Source organism: Aquimarina callyspongiae (assembly GCF_034322225.1).
GTDB lineage: Bacteria > Bacteroidota > Bacteroidia > Flavobacteriales > Flavobacteriaceae > Aquimarina.
Window position 1 is genome coordinate 539,916 of sequence record NZ_JAXLPA010000004.1, and the last position, 18,153, is coordinate 558,068.

Consider the following 18,153-nt stretch of genomic DNA (forward strand, 5'->3'; position numbering starts at 1 on the left):
AGAATATAATTTATGTTAACTAGGGTTAGCCGACAAATATAAAAACTTTACTTCGTAAGTAATGTTAAGTTGCTTGTCTTTTTCTGTTTTTAGTGTTTTTAAAAATACCATTAAGCACGACAGTGCCAAGAATAATAAGGGCTCCGTAATAAAATTGAGGACTCATTTTTTCTGAATCTCCAAAAATCAAAAATGCTAGTAAAATACCATAAACCGGCTCCAAATTAGTTGTAAGCATCACTGTATAAGGACTTAAGTATTTCATTACCTGTACTGAGCCAATAAAGGCATAGGCCGTACAAACGGAAGCTAAAATGAATAAATAAAGCCAGTCAGAAAGAGATACTTGAAAAAAAGCTATTGAAAAACCTTCTGCTTCTCCTCCAAATATGGTCAACCCTAACAAATAGATCGTTACAAAGCCTACACCGCTTAATAATTCATAAAAAGAAATCATAGATGAATTATATTGTTTTGCAACTTTACCATTAATAAGAGAGAATACAGATGACAAAAATGCAGAACAAAGTGCGTATATAATTCCATATAAATAATCGCCTTCTACATTAAAAATAACATATAATCCGGCTATAACCAATACTCCAAATAATACTTCGTACCAGATTAATTTTCGTTTATAAAATATAGGCTCAAGAATCGATGTAAAAAAAGCACCTGTAGAAAGCACCGCTAAGGTTATAGATACATTAGAAACTTTTATTGCTGCAAAAAAGGTGATCCAATGCAGTGCTATAACAACTCCTGCTATAAAAAGGGTTAAAAATACTTTTCTAGATACTACTAATGATATTTTCTTAAAATAGATAAAAAGATAAATAAAGCCCGAAGCTATTAGCATACGATACCATACTAACGATAAAGCTTCAATAGAAATTAATTCTCCTAGTATCGCTGTGAATCCCCAAATAAAAATAATAAAATGAAGATGGAAATAATTCTTAAGTTTAGCGTTTGGCATTATACAAAAGATAAATTGCTAATATCCCAAATGTCACGTTGGGAAACCATACAGCTATTAATGGTGGAAAGTCTGATTGATTTGCCAATGTACCTAATACCTTATCAAAAAAGATAAATATAAAGGCCAGAGATATCCCCACAGCCAGGTTAATCCCCATTCCTCCTCTTCTTTTCATAGAAGAAACGGCAACACCAATTATGGTAAGGATAAAAGCTGAAACTGGGATACTCCATCTTTTATAAGCTACTACTTTATACCTATTTATATCTGAAGACCCTCTTTTACTTTCTTTTTCAATAAAGGCACTTAACTCTGTATAATTTAATGTTTCTGCTACATATGTAACTGGCGTAAACTCATCAATATTAAATGGCAGTAACGTATCTTTTTTTCTAGCTTTTTCTAAAATATCTTTATCCTCAAGAATTGTGCGTTTTACAAAATCTCTAAGTTCATAAATACTATCTTTCTCAATAAAAGTAATTTTTCTGGCAGAAATTTTAGTATCTAATTTATTACCATTAAAATATTCTAATGTAAAATTAGTAGCAGATTTTTTAAGCGGTTGAAAGTTATTTGCATACAAAAACATACTATCGTTTAATTGACGATAGACATTTCTTGTCTCCTGGACTTTTTTTCCTTTTTTGAGGTAGGTATATTTAAACTCATTAAACCCCTGACTAGCTTTTGGAGCAAGAAACAATCCCATTGCCAACGCTCCTAAACAAATAATAATTGCGCCAATCATATATGGTCTCAAAAATCTCCAAAAAGAAACTCCAGAACTCAAAAAAGCAATAATCTCAGTTTTATTAGCCAATTTAGACGTAAACCATATTACTGAAAGAAAAACAAATAAAGGAAACAACAGGTTAGCAAAATACACCGTAAAATCAAGATAATATCCAACAACAGCTTTAACAGGAACATCATGTTCTAGCATATTATCTATTTTCTCAGATAAATCCACAATAATTCCGATTGGAATAAATAACAGGATCATGGTAAAAAAAGTTCCTAAATATCTTTTGAGTATATACCAGTCTAATATTTTCATTAAAATTATTCTATATTATTCCTTTCTTTATGATCTAAGCGTAAACATTAATTACCTTAAGCAAAACATTTACAACCTTTTATCCATTTGTTTCACCATCATATTTTTCCAAGTCAGAAAATCCCCAGCTAAGATATGTTTTCTTGCTTCACGAACCAACCATAAATAGAAACCTAAATTATGAATTGTAGCTATTTGTTTACCAAGCAATTCATTAACTGTAAAAAGATGTTTTAGATACGCTTTAGAATACTCTGTATCTACAAAAGTGATCCCCATTTCATCAATTGGTGATAAATCATCTTTCCACTTTGCATTTTTTATATTAATAGTTCCGTGTGCTGTAAACAACATTCCGTTTCTTGCATTACGCGTAGGCATAACACAATCAAACATATCTATCCCCAATGCTATGTTCTCTAATATATTAATTGGTGTACCAACTCCCATCAAATATCTTGGTTTATCCTCTGGTAATATTTCGGTGACTACTTCTGTCATTGCGTACATCTCTTCAGCCGGTTCTCCAACAGACAATCCTCCAATAGCATTACCTTCTGCTCCTGCATTTGCAATATACTCTGCAGACTGTTTTCTTAAGTCTTTATAAGTACTTCCTTGAACAATCGGAAAAAAGGTTTGATCATACTCATATTTAACCGGAATTTTTTCTAAATGTTGCATACATCTATCTAACCACCTATGAGTCATGTGCATACTTCTTTTAGCATATCCATAGTCACAAGGGTACGGAGTACACTCATCAAAAGCCATGATGATATCTGCCCCAATGGTTCGTTGAATTTCCATAACATTCTCTGGAGTAAACACATGTGTTGATCCATCGATATGTGATTTAAACTTCACCCCTTCCTCTTTGATCTTCCTGTTAGCCGATAAAGAATATACTTGATATCCTCCACTATCTGTAAGAATATTTCTATCCCAGTTCATAAACTTATGTAGACCACCAGCTTTTTCTAAAATAGGTGTTTGCGGCCTAAGATATAAATGGTACGTATTTCCTAAAATGATATCAGGATTTATATCATTTTTTAATTCTCTCTGGTGAACTCCTTTTACAGTAGCCACTGTTCCTACAGGCATAAAAATCGGAGTTTCTATCACTCCATGATCTGTGGTTATTTTTCCTGCTCTTGCTTTGGATTGAGCATCTTTACTTAGAAGGTCAAATTGCATAATTTCTTTTTCGTAGAGCGCAAAGATAATTAACTAAAATCATTTTAGTTACCATAGGTTTTCGAAAACTTTTTGTTATTAACAAGTCTTTCTTAATTAAAAGCTGCTAAGACATTTTGCCACCGTATCCAAAACCTGTATTTTTGGGCTTTTATTATTAAGATAACTAGCATCATAATGCCAAAAACAAAGCAATTAGAGGATTTTGTAACACAGGTTCGTAGAGATATTCTACGCCAGGTACACAAGGTAAACTCTGGGCATCCGGGAGGATCTCTGGGTTGTACTGAATTTTTTGTAGCTCTTTTTCAAGAAGTACTAGAGCGAAAAGACGGATTTGACATGGACGGTATAGGAGAAGATCTTTTCTTCTTATCTAACGGACATATCTCGCCTGTATATTACAGTGTATTAGCAAGAAGCGGGTATTTTCCTGTAGAAGAGCTAAATACTTTTAGATTAATCAATAGTCGATTACAAGGACACCCTACTACGCATGAAGGGCTTCCAGGTATTAGAATTGCATCTGGTTCTCTAGGACAAGGAATGTCTGTTGCAATAGGAGCTGCCCAAGCAAAAAAACTTAATAATGACGATCACCTTATTTATAGTTTACATGGTGATGGAGAATTACAAGAAGGACAAATTTGGGAAGCTGCCATGTATGCTGGTGGGAAAAAAGTAGATAATCTTATTTCTACTATTGACTATAACGGTCAGCAAATTGATGGATCTACTGATGACGTACTACCAATGGGAGACTTAAAAGCAAAATTTGAAGCTTTTGGTTGGGATGTTATGGAAGTTAAAGAAGGAAATAATATTACAGAAGTAGTAGAAGGCCTTAAAGAAGCTAAAACCAGAACTGGAAAAGGAAAACCCGTTTGTATACTATTACATACCGTTATGGGAAATGGAGTAGATTTTATGATGCATACTCATGCTTGGCACGGTAAAGCACCTAATGACGAGCAGTTAGAAATAGGTTTAGCACAAAATCCCGAAACTTTAGGAGATTACTAAATCATCTCTTATAAGGATTCTAAAAACTAATGAAAAAAATAAATCTTTAAAACATAACCCGTTAAGACCCTTGTTGGGTTGGGGAGGCTTATGAAAAAATATATCGATACAGGAAAAAAAGATACTCGTTCTGGTTTTGGTGCCGGTCTTGAAGTACTGGGAAAAACCAATGAAAATGTAGTAGCTCTATGTGCTGATTTGATTGGATCCCTTAAAATGGATGCTTTTATAGCTAATAACCCTGAGCGTTTTTATCAGGTAGGTATTGCTGAAGCTAATATGATGGGAATTGCCGCAGGACTTACTATTGGTGGTAAAATTCCTTTTACCGGAACATTTGCCAACTTTTCTACAGGACGTGTATATGACCAAATTCGTCAATCTATTGCTTATAGCGGTAAAAATGTAAAGATCTGTGCTTCTCATGCCGGACTTACACTAGGTGAAGATGGAGCAACACATCAGATTCTTGAAGATATTGGCTTAATGAAAATGTTACCTGGAATGACAGTAATCAATACCTGTGATTACAATCAAACCAAAGCAGCTACCATTGCGATAGCAGAACATCAAGGTCCAGTATATCTTCGTTTTGGAAGACCAAAAGTTGCTAATTTTACTGCAGAAGATCAAAAGTTTGAAATCGGTAAAGCTGTACAATTACAAGAAGGTAACGATGTAACTATCGTAGCTACCGGACATTTAGTATGGGAAGCATTAAAAGCTGCAGAAGCATTACAGGAAAAAGGTATTAGTGCTGATGTTATTAACATCCACACAATTAAACCTCTTGATGATGAAGCTATTCTTAATTCTGTAAAGAAAACCGGATGTATCGTTACTGCTGAAGAACATAACCACTTAGGTGGATTAGGAGAAAGTGTTTCTAGAGTTTTAACAAAAAATCATCCTGTTCCGCAAGAATTTATTGCCACCAATGATACTTTTGGTGAGAGTGGAACTCCTGATCAATTGATGGAAAAATACGGCTTAAATGCAGAGGCAATCATTAATGCTGCACAAAAGGTTGTTAAAAGAAAATAAACTCCTATATACTATTGAAAAGAGCTTTCTGAATATATCAGGAAGCTTTTTTTTATACCCTATAATAAAATATCCTTACCTGGAGAGGATTCACTTTTAATACTATTTCTTGAATGGTAATAAGTAATAACTTAATTAGAATCATTTTAAGATTATTTTAATATTGGCATAAACCTTGATAATAGTTTGCAGAACGTTTTGGTAATGACTTCTACTTATATTACGTAATAAATAAAAGGCATACCCGTTCTAATAAAACCAGCCATACACTAAAATTCTTAATTAATTATTCATCATTTTAAAAACAACAAAATTATTTCACAATGAAAAATGTATTAGTTTTTTTATTTCTGTTCAGCTCGTGTGCTTTACTTGCACAAAAAAAAGGAATCGCTTTTGGGGTAAAAGCTGGTCTTAATTATGGCGATAATGGTAAAATTGAAATTAGAGATCTCACCAATGCTGGTAGCAATGTATTTTCTGAAAACGCAGATGATCGTGTAGGATATCACTTTGGTATATTTTTAAGAGGTAACATCACCGAAAATTTTTACATAAAACCAGAATTACAGTATACGCAAAACAGTAGTTCGTATGAAATCAATAACAATAAAGTAAGTTATGACATTAAAAAGTTAGATCTTCCAATCCTTTTTGGTGTAACTGTCTTGGGGCCAATTCACGTTTTTGGAGGACCTTCTCTTCAGTACATTGTTGACAATGAATTAGAAGATGTAAGACTTGGAGACGTAAAAAATGAATTTACCGCAGGTGTTCAGTTTGGAGTTGGATTACAGCTAGGAAGGCTTAATGCAGATATACGTTACGAGCGAGGATTAAGTGACAATCAAGCAGAAGCAATTGATAATACAACTGGCTTAGGAGTAAGAGTAGATTCTAGACCTAATCAGTTTATTCTCAGTCTTGCATTAGATCTTTAATATTATAAATCAATTCAAAAAAAACTCCGGTTAATTAACCGGAGTTTTTTTTATTAGTCATTTTTAAAATCACTATCGTCAGGATCTAAATGGTTCGGTGTTCCATCACCATCATCATCATAAAAAGTTATCTCATCGAGAGTAATTCTATTATCTCCATTAAGGTCTCCTAATAAAGTAATCTCATCAGAAGTTGGTGTACCATCACCATCATCATCACCATCTATGTAATTAGGGAAACCATTTTCATCTGTATCATCATCAGTATCTACCACAGATCTATCATTATCTATATCTTCTAAGTATGAAGGTATTCCGTCATTATCGTGATCTGATTCGTTTGCACTATAGGTCTGAATGCTAAATATTAAAGATGAATACAAAGGAATTCCTCCTCCTGGGGCAGATGAAGCAAAATACCCAAGTCCAGAAGGTATAAATACCGTAAAGTTTCCAAAATCATTATTATAGCTTACCGTACCATCTGGGTTTTCAACAAACCCTGTTGCTCCTTTAAAATCTACGGTAGATTCTCTAAATCCTTGAATCAAATTAATAAGGTCAAACCAAATAGGAGTTATTGCACTGTCAAAAACTCTTCTGTCGGGATCGTTATTATCTACTGGATCCTTATCATCAATAATTCCATCAACATCAGTATCAGTTTGTCCTGGATCTGTTCCAGCTACACCATCATCATCAGCATCACTATCATCAGCAATTCCATCACCATCACTATCGGTTCTTATCTCTCCATCCAATTCATCAGCTGCTCCATCACCATCAGCATCGACGTCCGCTACATCAGGAATCCCATCTCCATCTTTATCTACATTATCATATAATAATGCCCCTCGATACGTTACAAAACTTGAATCGGCAAAAGTAGGTTGCCTTTCTCCGCCACCCTGATTAAAGTTTAATATATAAAGTGTATAATCAACATCATTACTATTTATTGCTTTTGTCTCAAGTAAAGGAGAATCCATTATAGGTTGTTCTCCACTATTGCTTCCTGCAATGGTATCAAACTTAGCAGTTTGATATTCTGGAGTACCATCATTGTTTAAATCCACATCCACCAGGGTGTAAAAATGCGTTCTTAGGTAATCCTGAAGTCTTTGATCATCTGCAATTTGCTGTTCTGCACGATCTCTTACAGGTACCGATACAATACCATCATCATCATCATTATTACAAGCATATAACGCAGCAATAGCTATTATTGCAGCAAAAACATATTTTCTAAAATTCATCTCATTTGCTTTTTGAGGCCGCAAGATACGATTTTCTTGTACTTTTGTTTTACAATTATTATATATAAAACGCATTTTAAATCATTTTTATGCGAGTTGATAAATATTTATGGTGTATCCGATACTTTAAGACCCGAAGCATCGCTACAAAAGCCTGTAAAGAAGGTAAAGTTAGAGTCAATGGTGATTTGATCAAACCTTCACGTGAAATTTATCCTATGGATAGTATAAAGGTTAGAAAAAATCAAGTTGATTATGAACTTACAGTTTTAGATACACCCGATAGTCGAGTTGGAGCTAAGCTCGTCGACATCTATCGTAAAGACACCACTCCAAAGGAATCGTTGCAAAAATTAGATCTTTTAAAGTATTCTAAAGATTATTATCGTAAAAAAGGTACTGGAAGACCTACAAAAAAAGATCGAAGAGATATTGATGATTGGTATGATAATGATACCAGTAATGATAGTGAAGAATGATTGACAACTCTCAGTATTGGATAAAAAGATACCTCAATCATCAAACGGGATGGGATATAGGATATCCCTCTCCTCCTCTTATTGAGTATACGGATCAGTTACCTGATAAAAAAATTAAAATATTGATTCCGGGTTGTGGTCATGGATATGAAGCTCAATACCTTTATCAAAAAGGATTTGAGAATACTTTTGTATTAGATTTTGCCAAACCCGCGCTAGAAAATTTAAAAAAAAACGTACCTGATTTTCCGAAAAATCAATTGCTATATGATGATTTTTTTGAATATCAAGATCAGTTTGACCTTGTTTTAGAGCAAACTTTTTTTTGTTCGCTATCTAAAAGCAAAAGAGATCAATATGCAAAGAAGATGAAGCAACTTATAACTCCAGGAGGAAAATTGGTAGGAGTACTATTTAATAAAGAATTTGAACAAGAAGGTCCTCCTTTTGGAGGAATCAAAGAAGAATATACCGATCTTTTTTCTCAATATTTTAATATCAAAATATTAAATGACTGCTATAATTCGATTCCTCCTCGTATGGGTAACGAACTCTTTTTTATCTTTGAAAACTTATAAAGAATTTAATCTAGTCTAGTGTTTTGTTCCTTATTAAAATTGTAATTCGTAAATAGTTTATCTTTACGCTCAATAATTGTGTAGTCAATAATTTTATCAATGCAAACCGACAATAATATCATTCTTACCCACGAACAAATTCAACATAAAATTAAGCGTATCGCTTATCAAATTTATGAAACCAACGTAAATGAAAAGGAAATTGTTATTGCCGGAATTTCTGAAAATGGATACATTTTTGCAAAACGCCTAAAAAATATTCTAGAAGATATTTCTGAAATACAAGTAATCCTTTGTGAGGTAACTATGGATAAATCTTCTCCTTTAAATACTGTTCAGACATCGATTGAGGTATCAGATTATAAAAATAAGTCATTGGTTTTGGTTGATGATGTTTTAAATTCTGGTACAGCCTTAATGTATGGAGTAAAGCATTTTCTTGAGATTCCTCTTTTACAATTTAAAACAGCTGTTCTAGTGAATAGAAATCATAAAAAATACCCTATAAAAGCGGATTTTAAAGGGATTTCTTTATCTACATCACTACATGAGCATATCACCGTTACTTTAGGCGAAAAGGATCTAGCTATTTTAGAATAATAGCTTATAAATTTCTTCTACGATTTCTACTGAGGCTTTTTGATCAGTTTTAATAGTATATTCTGCCTGATTATAATAAAATGAACGCTCAAAAAGGTGTTTACGCACAAAATCTTTAAGATCCTCCTCTTCTTCTATATGTGCGATCAAAGGACGCTTAGATCGCTCTTTAAACAATCGCTTTGTTAATTCTTCTAAAGAGGTTTGAAGATATATGCTCTTTACTCCTTTATCTTGTTTTACAATTTCTAGATTTCCTGCAAAACATGGAGTACCTCCTCCTAGCGAAATGATGGTATCAAAATGGGTGTTTAAAGCTTCTTTTAGGTAAAAAGATTCCTTTTTTCTGAAATAAATCTCTCCATGATCCTGAAAAATTTTTGCAATCGATTTTTTTTCACAAACTTCTATATAGTCGTCTAAATCGAGGTATTTTAATTTTGTTTTTTCTGATAATTCATTGCCTATCAAGGATTTTCCACTCCCCATATACCCCATTAGAATTATATTCATGTCTTCAAATTTTAGTTATAAATCGTTCAAAAAAAATATCATTTTAAACAAAATGCAAATTTATATCAATTTCTTCTTGAAAAATAAATTAATGATAGTATATTTGCACCCGCATTCAAGGAAAAAAAACAAGAATGTATGACCTGGTAGCTCAGTTGGTAGAGCATCTCCCTTTTAAGGAGAGGGTCCTGGGTTCGAGCCCCAGCCCGGTCACTAAAAAATGAATAGTTTTTTATGTATCATAATTAATATTCATAAGTGTTCTTAAAAATATTTTGATATTTATTATCAATGACCTGGTAGCTCAGTTGGTAGAGCATCTCCCTTTTAAGGAGAGGGTCCTGGGTTCGAGCCCCAGCCCGGTCACTAAAAAGTATCGTATATTCTACGATACTTTTTTAGTTTTATGGTATATTGTAATACTATTAGTATTGCCCAGGTGCTGGAACTGGTAGACAGGCATGGTTGAGGGCCATGTGTCCATTAGGGCGTGCGGGTTCGACTCCCGCTCTGGGCACAATTTACTTTACACTTATATTGATTTCAATTCACTTTAAAATAGCGTTATTACAATTGTTTCCCTCTATTGTTTTAATATAATTTCAATAGTTTTAGTTGAATATTTTAAGAATTATATTCACTAACACAAAATTCAAACCCAATATATAGCTATATTAAATTTTAAAATTTTTAATTGGTGAAGAAACATCAATTAAAACTCCATTGGGATCTTTCAATAATAATCGTCTTTGTCCATAGAATGTATTTGTAGGTTTGTTTACAATTTCAAATCCTTCCAACTCTGCAATCTTAAATATCTCGTCGACATCATCAACTACAAAAGTAACATAGAAGCCTTGTGGAGTGTTTTGAAAGCCTTTTGGTACCAATTCATTTGTTCGATCGATTATTCCCAATTCAAGTGTTTTATCTTTTGAAATAAGATGAATAAACCAATCGCTATCGTACTCTATGTTAAGGTCAAACAATTTTGCATAAAAATCACGACTTTTCACCAAGTTATCTGAACAAATATTGGTCATTATCCGATTAATTGTTTTCATTTCTTTCTTCTAGGTTTTAATTATGAAGTTTTACTCTTATCAGACTTATTAATTCTTTGTTTTGCATACAACTCCAACTATTTGATGTTTATTCGATTTTTAATGAAAAATTATCTACAAATAATTCTACAATTCCTGCGTTGGGATTTGCCGTAGCCCCCACTTGGATCCTTTCATAGAATACAGGTTCTTGCAGTGTGAAATTAATTCCATTTTGTGCAAACACATCTGAGAAAATCTCTGGATTAGGAAAATTCATTCCGACAGTAGAAATTACTTCATTTTCGTTAATTTTTAAACTATTCAATCCTTCCTGTTGTTGGTCTGACAATTGCATTTTCCATTCTACAGTTACCCATTCATTTCTTGGGAATGATAAGTTGGTTTGTTCAATCGTTACATCCGATATTTTACCTCGTTCTATAGACAAGAAACCGTTACCTGTAATTTTTAAGCGTACTCCAGGACATTGATTATCACCATCAGATGATTGTTCCATATCTACCGATGGGTCCCAACAGGAACAACACTCCAAATCCACTAAAAACAAATCTGCAATTGACTCATTAGAAGCTACATAAAAATCTGCTTTTATAGTTACCGTACTACCTTCAAAAGCCTTAAAGCCAGCTTTTTCAATATCAATTTTAGATAAAATCTCATTGGATTGATTTGACAATAAACGTAATGAATTAATTCCTTTTGAAGTTGGGTTATTAACTATCGATATTTCATTTGTTGTTCCAGTAGGATTAACTTGTTGAATTAAAGTCCATCGACTGCCATCTAATGGGAACAATTCATTTAGATTATTATTTTGAACCTCAAAATCATCTTCAAACGTAAAAGATTCTTGCTGTATATTTAAATCAGTCGTATCATCACTATCACTGCAAGAAATCAGAAGAATACAACAGATTAAAAAAGAAAGTTTTTTCATAATTATTCAATACCTCGATTAACAACATTTAAAAAGCCTCTCAAAAGAAGCTCTTATATTATTTTAGTATTTCTCAAAAAGAAATATTAAAAACTGAATAGGCAAATTAACATAATCCAATAATATTATCTTATTTAGTGTAAAAATTTAACTTTTTAGGTTAAATTTCTACCATAACATATTTGATAGTAAAAAGCTTCAACACAATTCTTTTATGCCTCTAATTTCCCTTTCTTTCTTCATTTAGAAAAATAAAGAGAAAATTCCCCAAATATGCGTTTAAGAAATATTTAAGAAATAAGTGAAAAATCATTTTTTTCACAGTTTAAAAACAACTAAAAGTCTCAATAAAATCAATAGCTGAGAAGATTTTTGGCATCCAACATAGTTTTAGAAAATTACGTCTTAACAGTAATAAAAATACAGGGTAAGTAACACTAAAACAAGTATTTATACCCGTATAATATCCAGTAGTCTTTTTTTAAACTTGTATAGAGATAAGCAACCAGCTTACTCAGAGTTTAAGACAAAAACTCGGAAAAATTATTATTAATAAACCTAAAAATTTTAAATTATGTCAAATGCAACTTCAACACAAAATCCAGTAATTAATCAGCAAGGTTCTGCAGCTATCGATTCAGGTCAATTCGCTACCTGGAACACAGCAAATGGTTCTACTTCTACTTTAACCATTTCTAACTCAAGCAGAGCTAACACTCTATCATTAGGTATTACAGGAGCTCCCACAACTGGGATTATTGTTCAAGTAAACGGTGTAAGCCAGCCAACATTGAATAATTTTTATCAGATTCCACCTAACACGCCTTCTTATACTATCCAGGCACAAGGTGATTTTGCAGGAACGATTGTTACTATTACTAACAACACGAATGCACAGAATGACGCTACTGCTCAAATTCAGGCGCAAACCACAAAGAATTAATATAAAGAAAGGGTTATATACATTGTATATAGCCCTTCTTTTTTCAGTATTTGTCAGTAGCTATACTTATGCTCAAAAGATTGTAAAGTCTAAATTAGACACCATAGTGCTTTCGCAATATGAGTATGCTATTTTGAGCACTAACAATGGGTCTCAGTGTATTTGTTATATTAATAATATTAGTAAAGCACAGAAAGCAACTGTGGTTAATACGGGCGACACTCAAAACATAAAATTTAATGACAGTACTCAATTTAACGGTATCCATAAGTTAGCTATCCGACAACAACTCATTGCAGTTGCTGATTTTAAAGGCAGTCAATTGATTGTATCAAATCTTTCTCCTTATGAAATTATGGTTCTTGTATCCATTTTATGTCCTGAGGATGAATAATATTATAAGAATATTAAAATAGCTCTAAAACAAACTTTTTACAGCTATTCTGGTGTTCTTAATGGCATTTTTAACATACGTCACACACAGATTATTCTTATATCATGGGATCAACTCAACAGGATACCGAGGGTACCCTATTCAGTAATGTTAACTCAGGAGATGAAGCATTATACATTAACACCTCATCCGATCTAAATCATTGGTCAGCTATCGTATTGCCAAAAGATTCTACCTATAAAGAATCTTCTCTTACGCTATCAAAATCTACCACTTTAAGTGTTTATTTTCTATTTGCTAAAGAAGCTCCTAACAAAGATACCATTTCTACATATCTAGATGAAGTTAGAGAGTATTTAGAAAAGTACCGACAAAATTTTTCTAATAACTTAACCACAGCTTGGTTAGAAGAGGTTGATCAAACACCTAATGATGATAATACCGTAGCTATAAGTTTTTATGTAAACTCACAAAATGTAATTAAAGTCAGCCAAACTTTTAATTATACTATGGGTAATAATTTTGCTACGCTTTCTATTCAAAATAATACAGCGGTATCTTTTATTCCAGAAGGCGCAGCTACCCAAATACAACTAGCTTACGATTCCAATAGCCCTAACATGTCCTTCGATAGTAAAGAATATGGTAGTGACACTCTCTTAAATAAGGATATGTCGATATCTTTTTCTCAATACAATTGTGGTGCATTTGGATTTCCTCTAGGGTTTAATCTTGAGAGTGATTTTAAAGCTTTCTTTTTAGAAACGTGTTATTATCACACTGATCCTACTGATAGTACAATTACAAAATTCAATTACCCAGTATTTAAAACATTATCAGATACTGATTATGCCTTGACACAAGCTGCAATTGACCCTTTAGATATTACGAACACTAATGGTTTGAACACTTATTTTGCTTTTACAGGAACAACATACAATATCAGCACAAGAGCTTCAACTACTTGTTGTTTACCTAGCTATTTTTCTATTAACACAGGATATCCTATCACCTTATGGCCAAAAATTGATCTTGTTGAAAATAGCAATCCAGACAATAACCTCATCCCTTCTTCTTATAGCTCCAGATTAGTTATTTCTCCTCAAGACGCTAAAGAAACTGAACGATTTTATTTACAGCCTGAAGGTGATTTTTTTATGGATCCAGAATCTGATCAGACAGATGAAAATGGTCAATTTGATTTTTTACCTGGATTATCAGGGACCGAAATCATTACATTCACTCCATACTCAAATAATAATGGGGAACCTACCGGAGACACATTGCGGTTTAAAAGCAAAGAAGCTGCTTATGCTCCAAACTTTCCAGCCCAGGAACTTTCTCTTGTAAATCCAGGAACTAATGATCCTACATTAGATAAAACCTATCTAACTGGTTGGGTCAATGTAGTATCTGATGTTTCAGAAAATGTTCAATACGTTTCACAACCTGAAGGTGCTTCTTTATTTGCCAAGGATCATGGAGTAAGCGAAACGGTTAATGGCAAAGCTAATCTCTTAGGATTTTATGAGCCCAGTGTTGATATGCCTCAACAAGAATTTTATGTTCCTATTGCCCCTTACTTGAATGCTGAAACCAATCCACAATATCCCGGAAACGAAAATCTACCAACTTTTGAATCTCAAATCCTGAGTAAAGAACGAAAAGCATTAATTACAAACCAACTAACAACCGCCAGAGTTTCTAAAAGTGCTAGTAAAAGAACTCGATTATCAAGTAACGCAGATACAGATTATACCAGCTCAACCACACCACAAGGTCTAATCGCTCATGTTAATAATAAGGGCTCTTGGAGTTTACTCAATCTAGGTCAAAATGAGATACAGGCAGGAGCCACTCCTGAATACTTATATCCCGAGAATCAAACTCCAGTAGACCCTGCTCAGTATCAGATGAGTTTTATCAACTTATCCACTACGTTACAAAGTGCTTTTCTAACCAATCAGCAATTTTTAGTAGCTACTCAAAACAATCATTTAGGCAAATTGTTTTCTACCAGTGGTGAACAAGGAGGTCAAACCACAACTGAAGCTATATTCAATAACAAAATGTCAATAGAAGATTGGCCATTTGATATTAACGTAGGAACATCAAATACTTATGCAGATTATAACAATGTAGTTATATTTAAATTTTGTAGCGGAACTTTAATAGATCGTGTTAAAGACCCTAAAACCTGGACACAACCCAATACTTTTAATACCGAAGGAGTTGATGACCCTGCAAATGCTTATCAACAATTAATCGCAATATCTTCATGGGTTCAGAATTATATTCAGGAAGCTGAAGAAGCTTATCAGTATGGTTTAGATCATCCAGAAAGTAATCAGGCGATTCTTTATGAAAAGTTTCATAAAATCATTAATAGTAAAGAATGGAATGGGATTTTAGTACTGAAAGCAGATATTGATTTACAAGAATTTCCTCAACAACTAAAAGGTTTGATATCTGGTATTGATTTAACCAGGTTCAACGCCCATCATTTTGGAATAGAAGTCAACAAAGTAAATGCTGAAGGTGAAATCCAAATGGAAAAAACCAGTTCTCTTTTTGGACTTATTAACTATTTAGATACTGCATATCAACAGCAACTTATGCAAGGTTTAAATGCCAATAAACCTGTACCTCCATTAGCAGGCGCTACATATGACTTTAAAGTACTTCAATTACAAGTTCTTTTTGAAAATACTACTATTAAGTTCTTTCAGAGCAAGGTACAATTAACAATGAATAACTTATTTTCTGATAATGTTATAGGCACTAATAATAAATACGGCGCCAATACTCTAAACACTGTAGTTCTGGATGGTACTTATCAAGATCATGATGGTACACCAGTGTATGTATTTGAAAATACAGATGACAACCTGTTTTATTTTAACAGCAACTTGCTTAAAAATGTTGAAATCACCAAGATTCAATTTAATACCTTAACTACCGATCCTGCTGCCACCCATATAGAATCTCGTTTTACCATGTGGGGATATCTAAACTATGCAGTGATGAAAACAACCACCCCTGCAACAGATGAAACCGAAGAAACCACTGTTATAATGGATGCTTTTTCTTTTGGAAATAGCGACGGTACAGATTCTGATATTATAGATGGTTTAAATTATAGTAATCTATACATCAACATGGCATTTAACATCAGTACACCCACTGTGGTAGATTATGCATTTGATGCTTCTCAGATAGTATTTAACTCTAACTTAAGTACCGCAAGACCATTGAGTTTATATCCCAATTTTGCACTACAGATCAATAACCTGGTTACTGGAGATGATAACACGATGCCGCCTAGTTTAGGATATCTTAATTTAAGTTTACCTGGAATCAATACTACAGGGCTATCAGGAAACTGGTACGGTCTAGAAATGACCTTAAATATGGGAACACCAGGTGAACTGGCATCATCACTCGATTTTAATGCTAGTTTATTGATTGCCTGGAGTCCTGGAAATAAAGCTACCGATACTGCCTATAATGCCTTTGTAGGGATAAAACTTCCTGGAACCAGCAGTAATGCTAAACTTCTAAGCCTTCAAGGAGTATTAAAGCTATCTATAGATACCTTAAAATTAGAATATGTTGAAGCTCAGCAATCATATCTGATGACATTGAGTAAAATCGCATTAAAATTTCTTGGGATTCTTAAACTCCCTCCAGGAGGAAGTACCAATTTTTTACTTTTTGGAAATCCAAATCCTGGAGCTACTGCCAAAAGTTTGGGCTGGTATGCTGCATATAACAAAACTAAATCATAGATCATGGCGAGAATACTCTATTGGAACATACAACAATTTGGGATTAATAAGATTAATCAAATAGGCAGAAAACGAGATCGCCTGGGTAATCGCTTGCGCACTCCGGAATCGGGATATAGACGTGATGTTATCAGAACTACATTGACTCAAAACGCTCCTGATATTTTTGTTGTGGTAGAAACAAGTACAGGAGGCGGAGCGCCAGGAACTTTGATAAGTGCCGGAGGATCTACAGGATCACGTTATCTCTTGGGACTCATACGCAATTGGCTGGGTAATACCTGGATGTTAGTTCCTCCTCTTAGACTAGGTATGAACGGAGTAACAGAAGGTATTTCAGTATACTACAACAGTGCCAATCTTGATTTTAGTGGACCTTGGGGGTGGCAAGGTGGAGGAAATGCTTCTGATTCTGTGGCTAATATTGGTGCCATGAATCTTGCCAACTATGCAAATCCCTGGAATGCTACTCTTCCTGCCGGAAATGTAAATGCAAACTCTACTATTAATGCTAATCGTGCATTCAGGCAGCTTGCAGGACAATGGCAATTCAGAGGACCAGGAGTAGGTATGGCTCCCGGACCGGTATTAGGATTTCCTAATAACTTTAATAGAACTCCTTATCTCACTACTTTTTGGGATAATGCAAATAACAGAACCATTAAGTTGATGTCTTTTCACGCATCTCCAAAAAAAAATCAGGCGGCTAATGGTACAAATCAGTTATCTAATATCCAGGAAATGACTGCAAATCTTGCCGCTAATGAAGTTGGTGTTATCGTGGGAGATTTTAACGTAGATCTTTTTAATACTCATTTTGAACCCATCGCTTATAACAATCTTACAGGAGCTGCTGGATATACCCGTTCTATAAACCCAACGGCTAATCAATGGCCCGACAAAGGATATGTATGTACTATGATACGATCTCACAATAGTGCGAGGCCTTGGGATACTAATGGATATCCTGGATACGAATACGTGATTCAAGACACTTATTCCAGTGTAGACAATATATTATCCCGATACGGTGCTAATGCAGGAGGCCCTGCCGCCAATATTACTATTGCCAATCGCGTTACCGGAACCCCTTACAATCTTGATCCCAATGCTCCTATGGGAGTTCCAGCTGGTCATTATGCTTATACAACCGGAATGGCTCAAATACCTGTTGGTATGGCAAATGCAGGATCCCCAGTAGCATTACCATTACCTCCTAACGGTCCCAATGGCGTAGGAGGATATGCTCCAGGAAATATAGGAGCGTTAAGTCGATTCAAAGGATGGGCTAACTATCGAAGAATTCGAAGTACCAGCGATCACATGGCATTAATCATAGATATATAAC

Annotated in this window: 17 protein-coding genes and 3 tRNA genes; 13 read left to right on the forward strand and 7 right to left on the reverse strand. The window is 33.9% G+C overall.

All coding sequences use genetic code 11. The features are described 5' to 3' along the window. Positions 1–64: 64 nt before the first annotated feature. The 3 genes from U0D62_RS19015 to tgt form a co-directional block, all read right to left on the reverse strand. A complete protein-coding gene (locus U0D62_RS19015) occupies positions 65–979 on the reverse strand; it encodes a DMT family transporter (RefSeq protein WP_322288917.1) in 915 nt (304 codons plus the stop codon). Then, positions 966–2,042, reverse strand: coding sequence for an LptF/LptG family permease (locus U0D62_RS19020; protein WP_322288918.1), 1,077 nt, complete (start codon positions 2,040–2,042; stop codon positions 966–968). Before U0D62_RS19020 ends, U0D62_RS19015 begins: the two co-directional genes overlap by 14 nt. Before the next feature lie 69 nt (positions 2,043–2,111). Further along, positions 2,112–3,242 (reverse strand): tRNA guanosine(34) transglycosylase Tgt, encoded by a 1,131-nt coding sequence (tgt, locus tag U0D62_RS19025; protein WP_322288919.1) that lies wholly within the window; start codon positions 3,240–3,242, stop codon positions 2,112–2,114. A gap of 177 nt (positions 3,243–3,419) precedes the next feature. Between tgt and U0D62_RS19030 the strand changes: the two genes are divergently transcribed. The 3 genes from U0D62_RS19030 to U0D62_RS19040 all read left to right on the forward strand — a co-directional run bounded on the left by U0D62_RS19030 (position 3,420) and on the right by U0D62_RS19040 (position 6,250). Next, positions 3,420–4,265, forward strand: coding sequence for a transketolase (locus U0D62_RS19030; protein WP_322288920.1), 846 nt, complete (start codon positions 3,420–3,422; stop codon positions 4,263–4,265). Between the two features lie 90 nt (positions 4,266–4,355). After that, complete coding sequence (locus U0D62_RS19035) at positions 4,356–5,309, forward strand: transketolase family protein (protein WP_322288921.1); 954 nt, start codon at positions 4,356–4,358, stop codon at positions 5,307–5,309. Positions 5,310–5,632: 323 nt separating this feature from the next. Next, positions 5,633–6,250, forward strand: a complete 618-nt coding sequence (locus U0D62_RS19040; protein WP_322288922.1) for a porin family protein — start codon at positions 5,633–5,635, stop codon at positions 6,248–6,250. A gap of 53 nt (positions 6,251–6,303) precedes the next feature. On the opposite strand, the gene U0D62_RS19045 is transcribed toward U0D62_RS19040, so the two are convergent. After that, on the reverse strand, positions 6,304–7,581 hold the full coding sequence (locus U0D62_RS19045; RefSeq protein ID WP_322288923.1) for an FKBP-type peptidyl-prolyl cis-trans isomerase: 1,278 nt from the start codon (positions 7,579–7,581) through the stop codon (positions 6,304–6,306). A gap of 14 nt (positions 7,582–7,595) precedes the next feature. Between U0D62_RS19045 and U0D62_RS19050 the strand changes: the two genes are divergently transcribed. The 3 genes from U0D62_RS19050 (at position 7,596) to U0D62_RS19060 (ending at position 9,163) form a co-directional block, all read left to right on the forward strand. Next, positions 7,596–7,985, forward strand: coding sequence for an RNA-binding S4 domain-containing protein (locus U0D62_RS19050; RefSeq protein WP_322288924.1), 390 nt, complete (start codon positions 7,596–7,598; stop codon positions 7,983–7,985). Next, positions 7,982–8,563: a methyltransferase domain-containing protein gene (locus U0D62_RS19055; RefSeq protein WP_322288925.1), complete on the forward strand. Its 582-nt coding sequence runs from the start codon at positions 7,982–7,984 to the stop codon at positions 8,561–8,563. The genes U0D62_RS19050 and U0D62_RS19055 overlap by 4 nt, the downstream gene beginning before the upstream one ends. Before the next feature lie 99 nt (positions 8,564–8,662). After that, complete coding sequence (locus U0D62_RS19060) at positions 8,663–9,163, forward strand: phosphoribosyltransferase family protein (protein ID WP_322288926.1); 501 nt, start codon at positions 8,663–8,665, stop codon at positions 9,161–9,163. Here U0D62_RS19060 and U0D62_RS19065 read toward each other — a convergent pair. Then, the gene (locus U0D62_RS19065; RefSeq protein WP_322288927.1) at positions 9,155–9,676 is read right to left on the reverse strand and encodes a shikimate kinase; all 522 of its coding nucleotides are present in this window, start codon (positions 9,674–9,676) and stop codon (positions 9,155–9,157) included. The two genes, U0D62_RS19060 and U0D62_RS19065, sit on opposite strands and share 9 nt — an antisense overlap. Positions 9,677–9,816: 140 nt before the next feature. On the opposite strand from U0D62_RS19065, the gene U0D62_RS19070 reads away from it, so the two are divergent. The 3 genes from U0D62_RS19070 (at position 9,817) to U0D62_RS19080 (ending at position 10,193) form a co-directional block, all read left to right on the forward strand. Then, positions 9,817–9,889: transfer RNA gene (locus U0D62_RS19070), tRNA-Lys, on the forward strand. Between the two features lie 80 nt (positions 9,890–9,969). Next, positions 9,970–10,042, forward strand: a tRNA-Lys gene (locus tag U0D62_RS19075). Positions 10,043–10,109: 67 nt separating this feature from the next. After that, positions 10,110–10,193: transfer RNA gene (locus U0D62_RS19080), tRNA-Leu, on the forward strand. Positions 10,194–10,350: 157 nt separating this feature from the next. On the opposite strand, the gene U0D62_RS19085 is transcribed toward U0D62_RS19080, so the two are convergent. Both U0D62_RS19085 and U0D62_RS19090 read right to left on the reverse strand, forming a co-directional pair. Continuing rightward, positions 10,351–10,740: a VOC family protein gene (locus tag U0D62_RS19085; protein WP_322288928.1), complete on the reverse strand. Its 390-nt coding sequence runs from the start codon at positions 10,738–10,740 to the stop codon at positions 10,351–10,353. Between the two features lie 88 nt (positions 10,741–10,828). Continuing rightward, positions 10,829–11,680 (reverse strand): hypothetical protein, encoded by an 852-nt coding sequence (locus tag U0D62_RS19090; protein ID WP_322288929.1) that lies wholly within the window; start codon positions 11,678–11,680, stop codon positions 10,829–10,831. A gap of 574 nt (positions 11,681–12,254) precedes the next feature. Between U0D62_RS19090 and U0D62_RS19095 the strand changes: the two genes are divergently transcribed. The 4 genes from U0D62_RS19095 (at position 12,255) to U0D62_RS19110 (ending at position 18,152) form a co-directional block, all read left to right on the forward strand. Beyond that, positions 12,255–12,623: a hypothetical protein gene (locus tag U0D62_RS19095; protein ID WP_322288930.1), complete on the forward strand. Its 369-nt coding sequence runs from the start codon at positions 12,255–12,257 to the stop codon at positions 12,621–12,623. Beyond that, complete coding sequence (locus U0D62_RS19100; protein ID WP_322288931.1) at positions 12,580–13,017, forward strand: hypothetical protein; 438 nt, start codon at positions 12,580–12,582, stop codon at positions 13,015–13,017. Before U0D62_RS19095 ends, U0D62_RS19100 begins: the two co-directional genes overlap by 44 nt. Before the next feature lie 104 nt (positions 13,018–13,121). Continuing rightward, complete coding sequence (locus tag U0D62_RS19105) at positions 13,122–16,805, forward strand: hypothetical protein (protein ID WP_322288932.1); 3,684 nt, start codon at positions 13,122–13,124, stop codon at positions 16,803–16,805. Positions 16,806–16,808: 3 nt separating this feature from the next. Further along, positions 16,809–18,152: an exonuclease/endonuclease/phosphatase family protein gene (locus U0D62_RS19110; protein ID WP_322288933.1), complete on the forward strand. Its 1,344-nt coding sequence runs from the start codon at positions 16,809–16,811 to the stop codon at positions 18,150–18,152. Position 18,153: the final 1 nt, after the last annotated feature.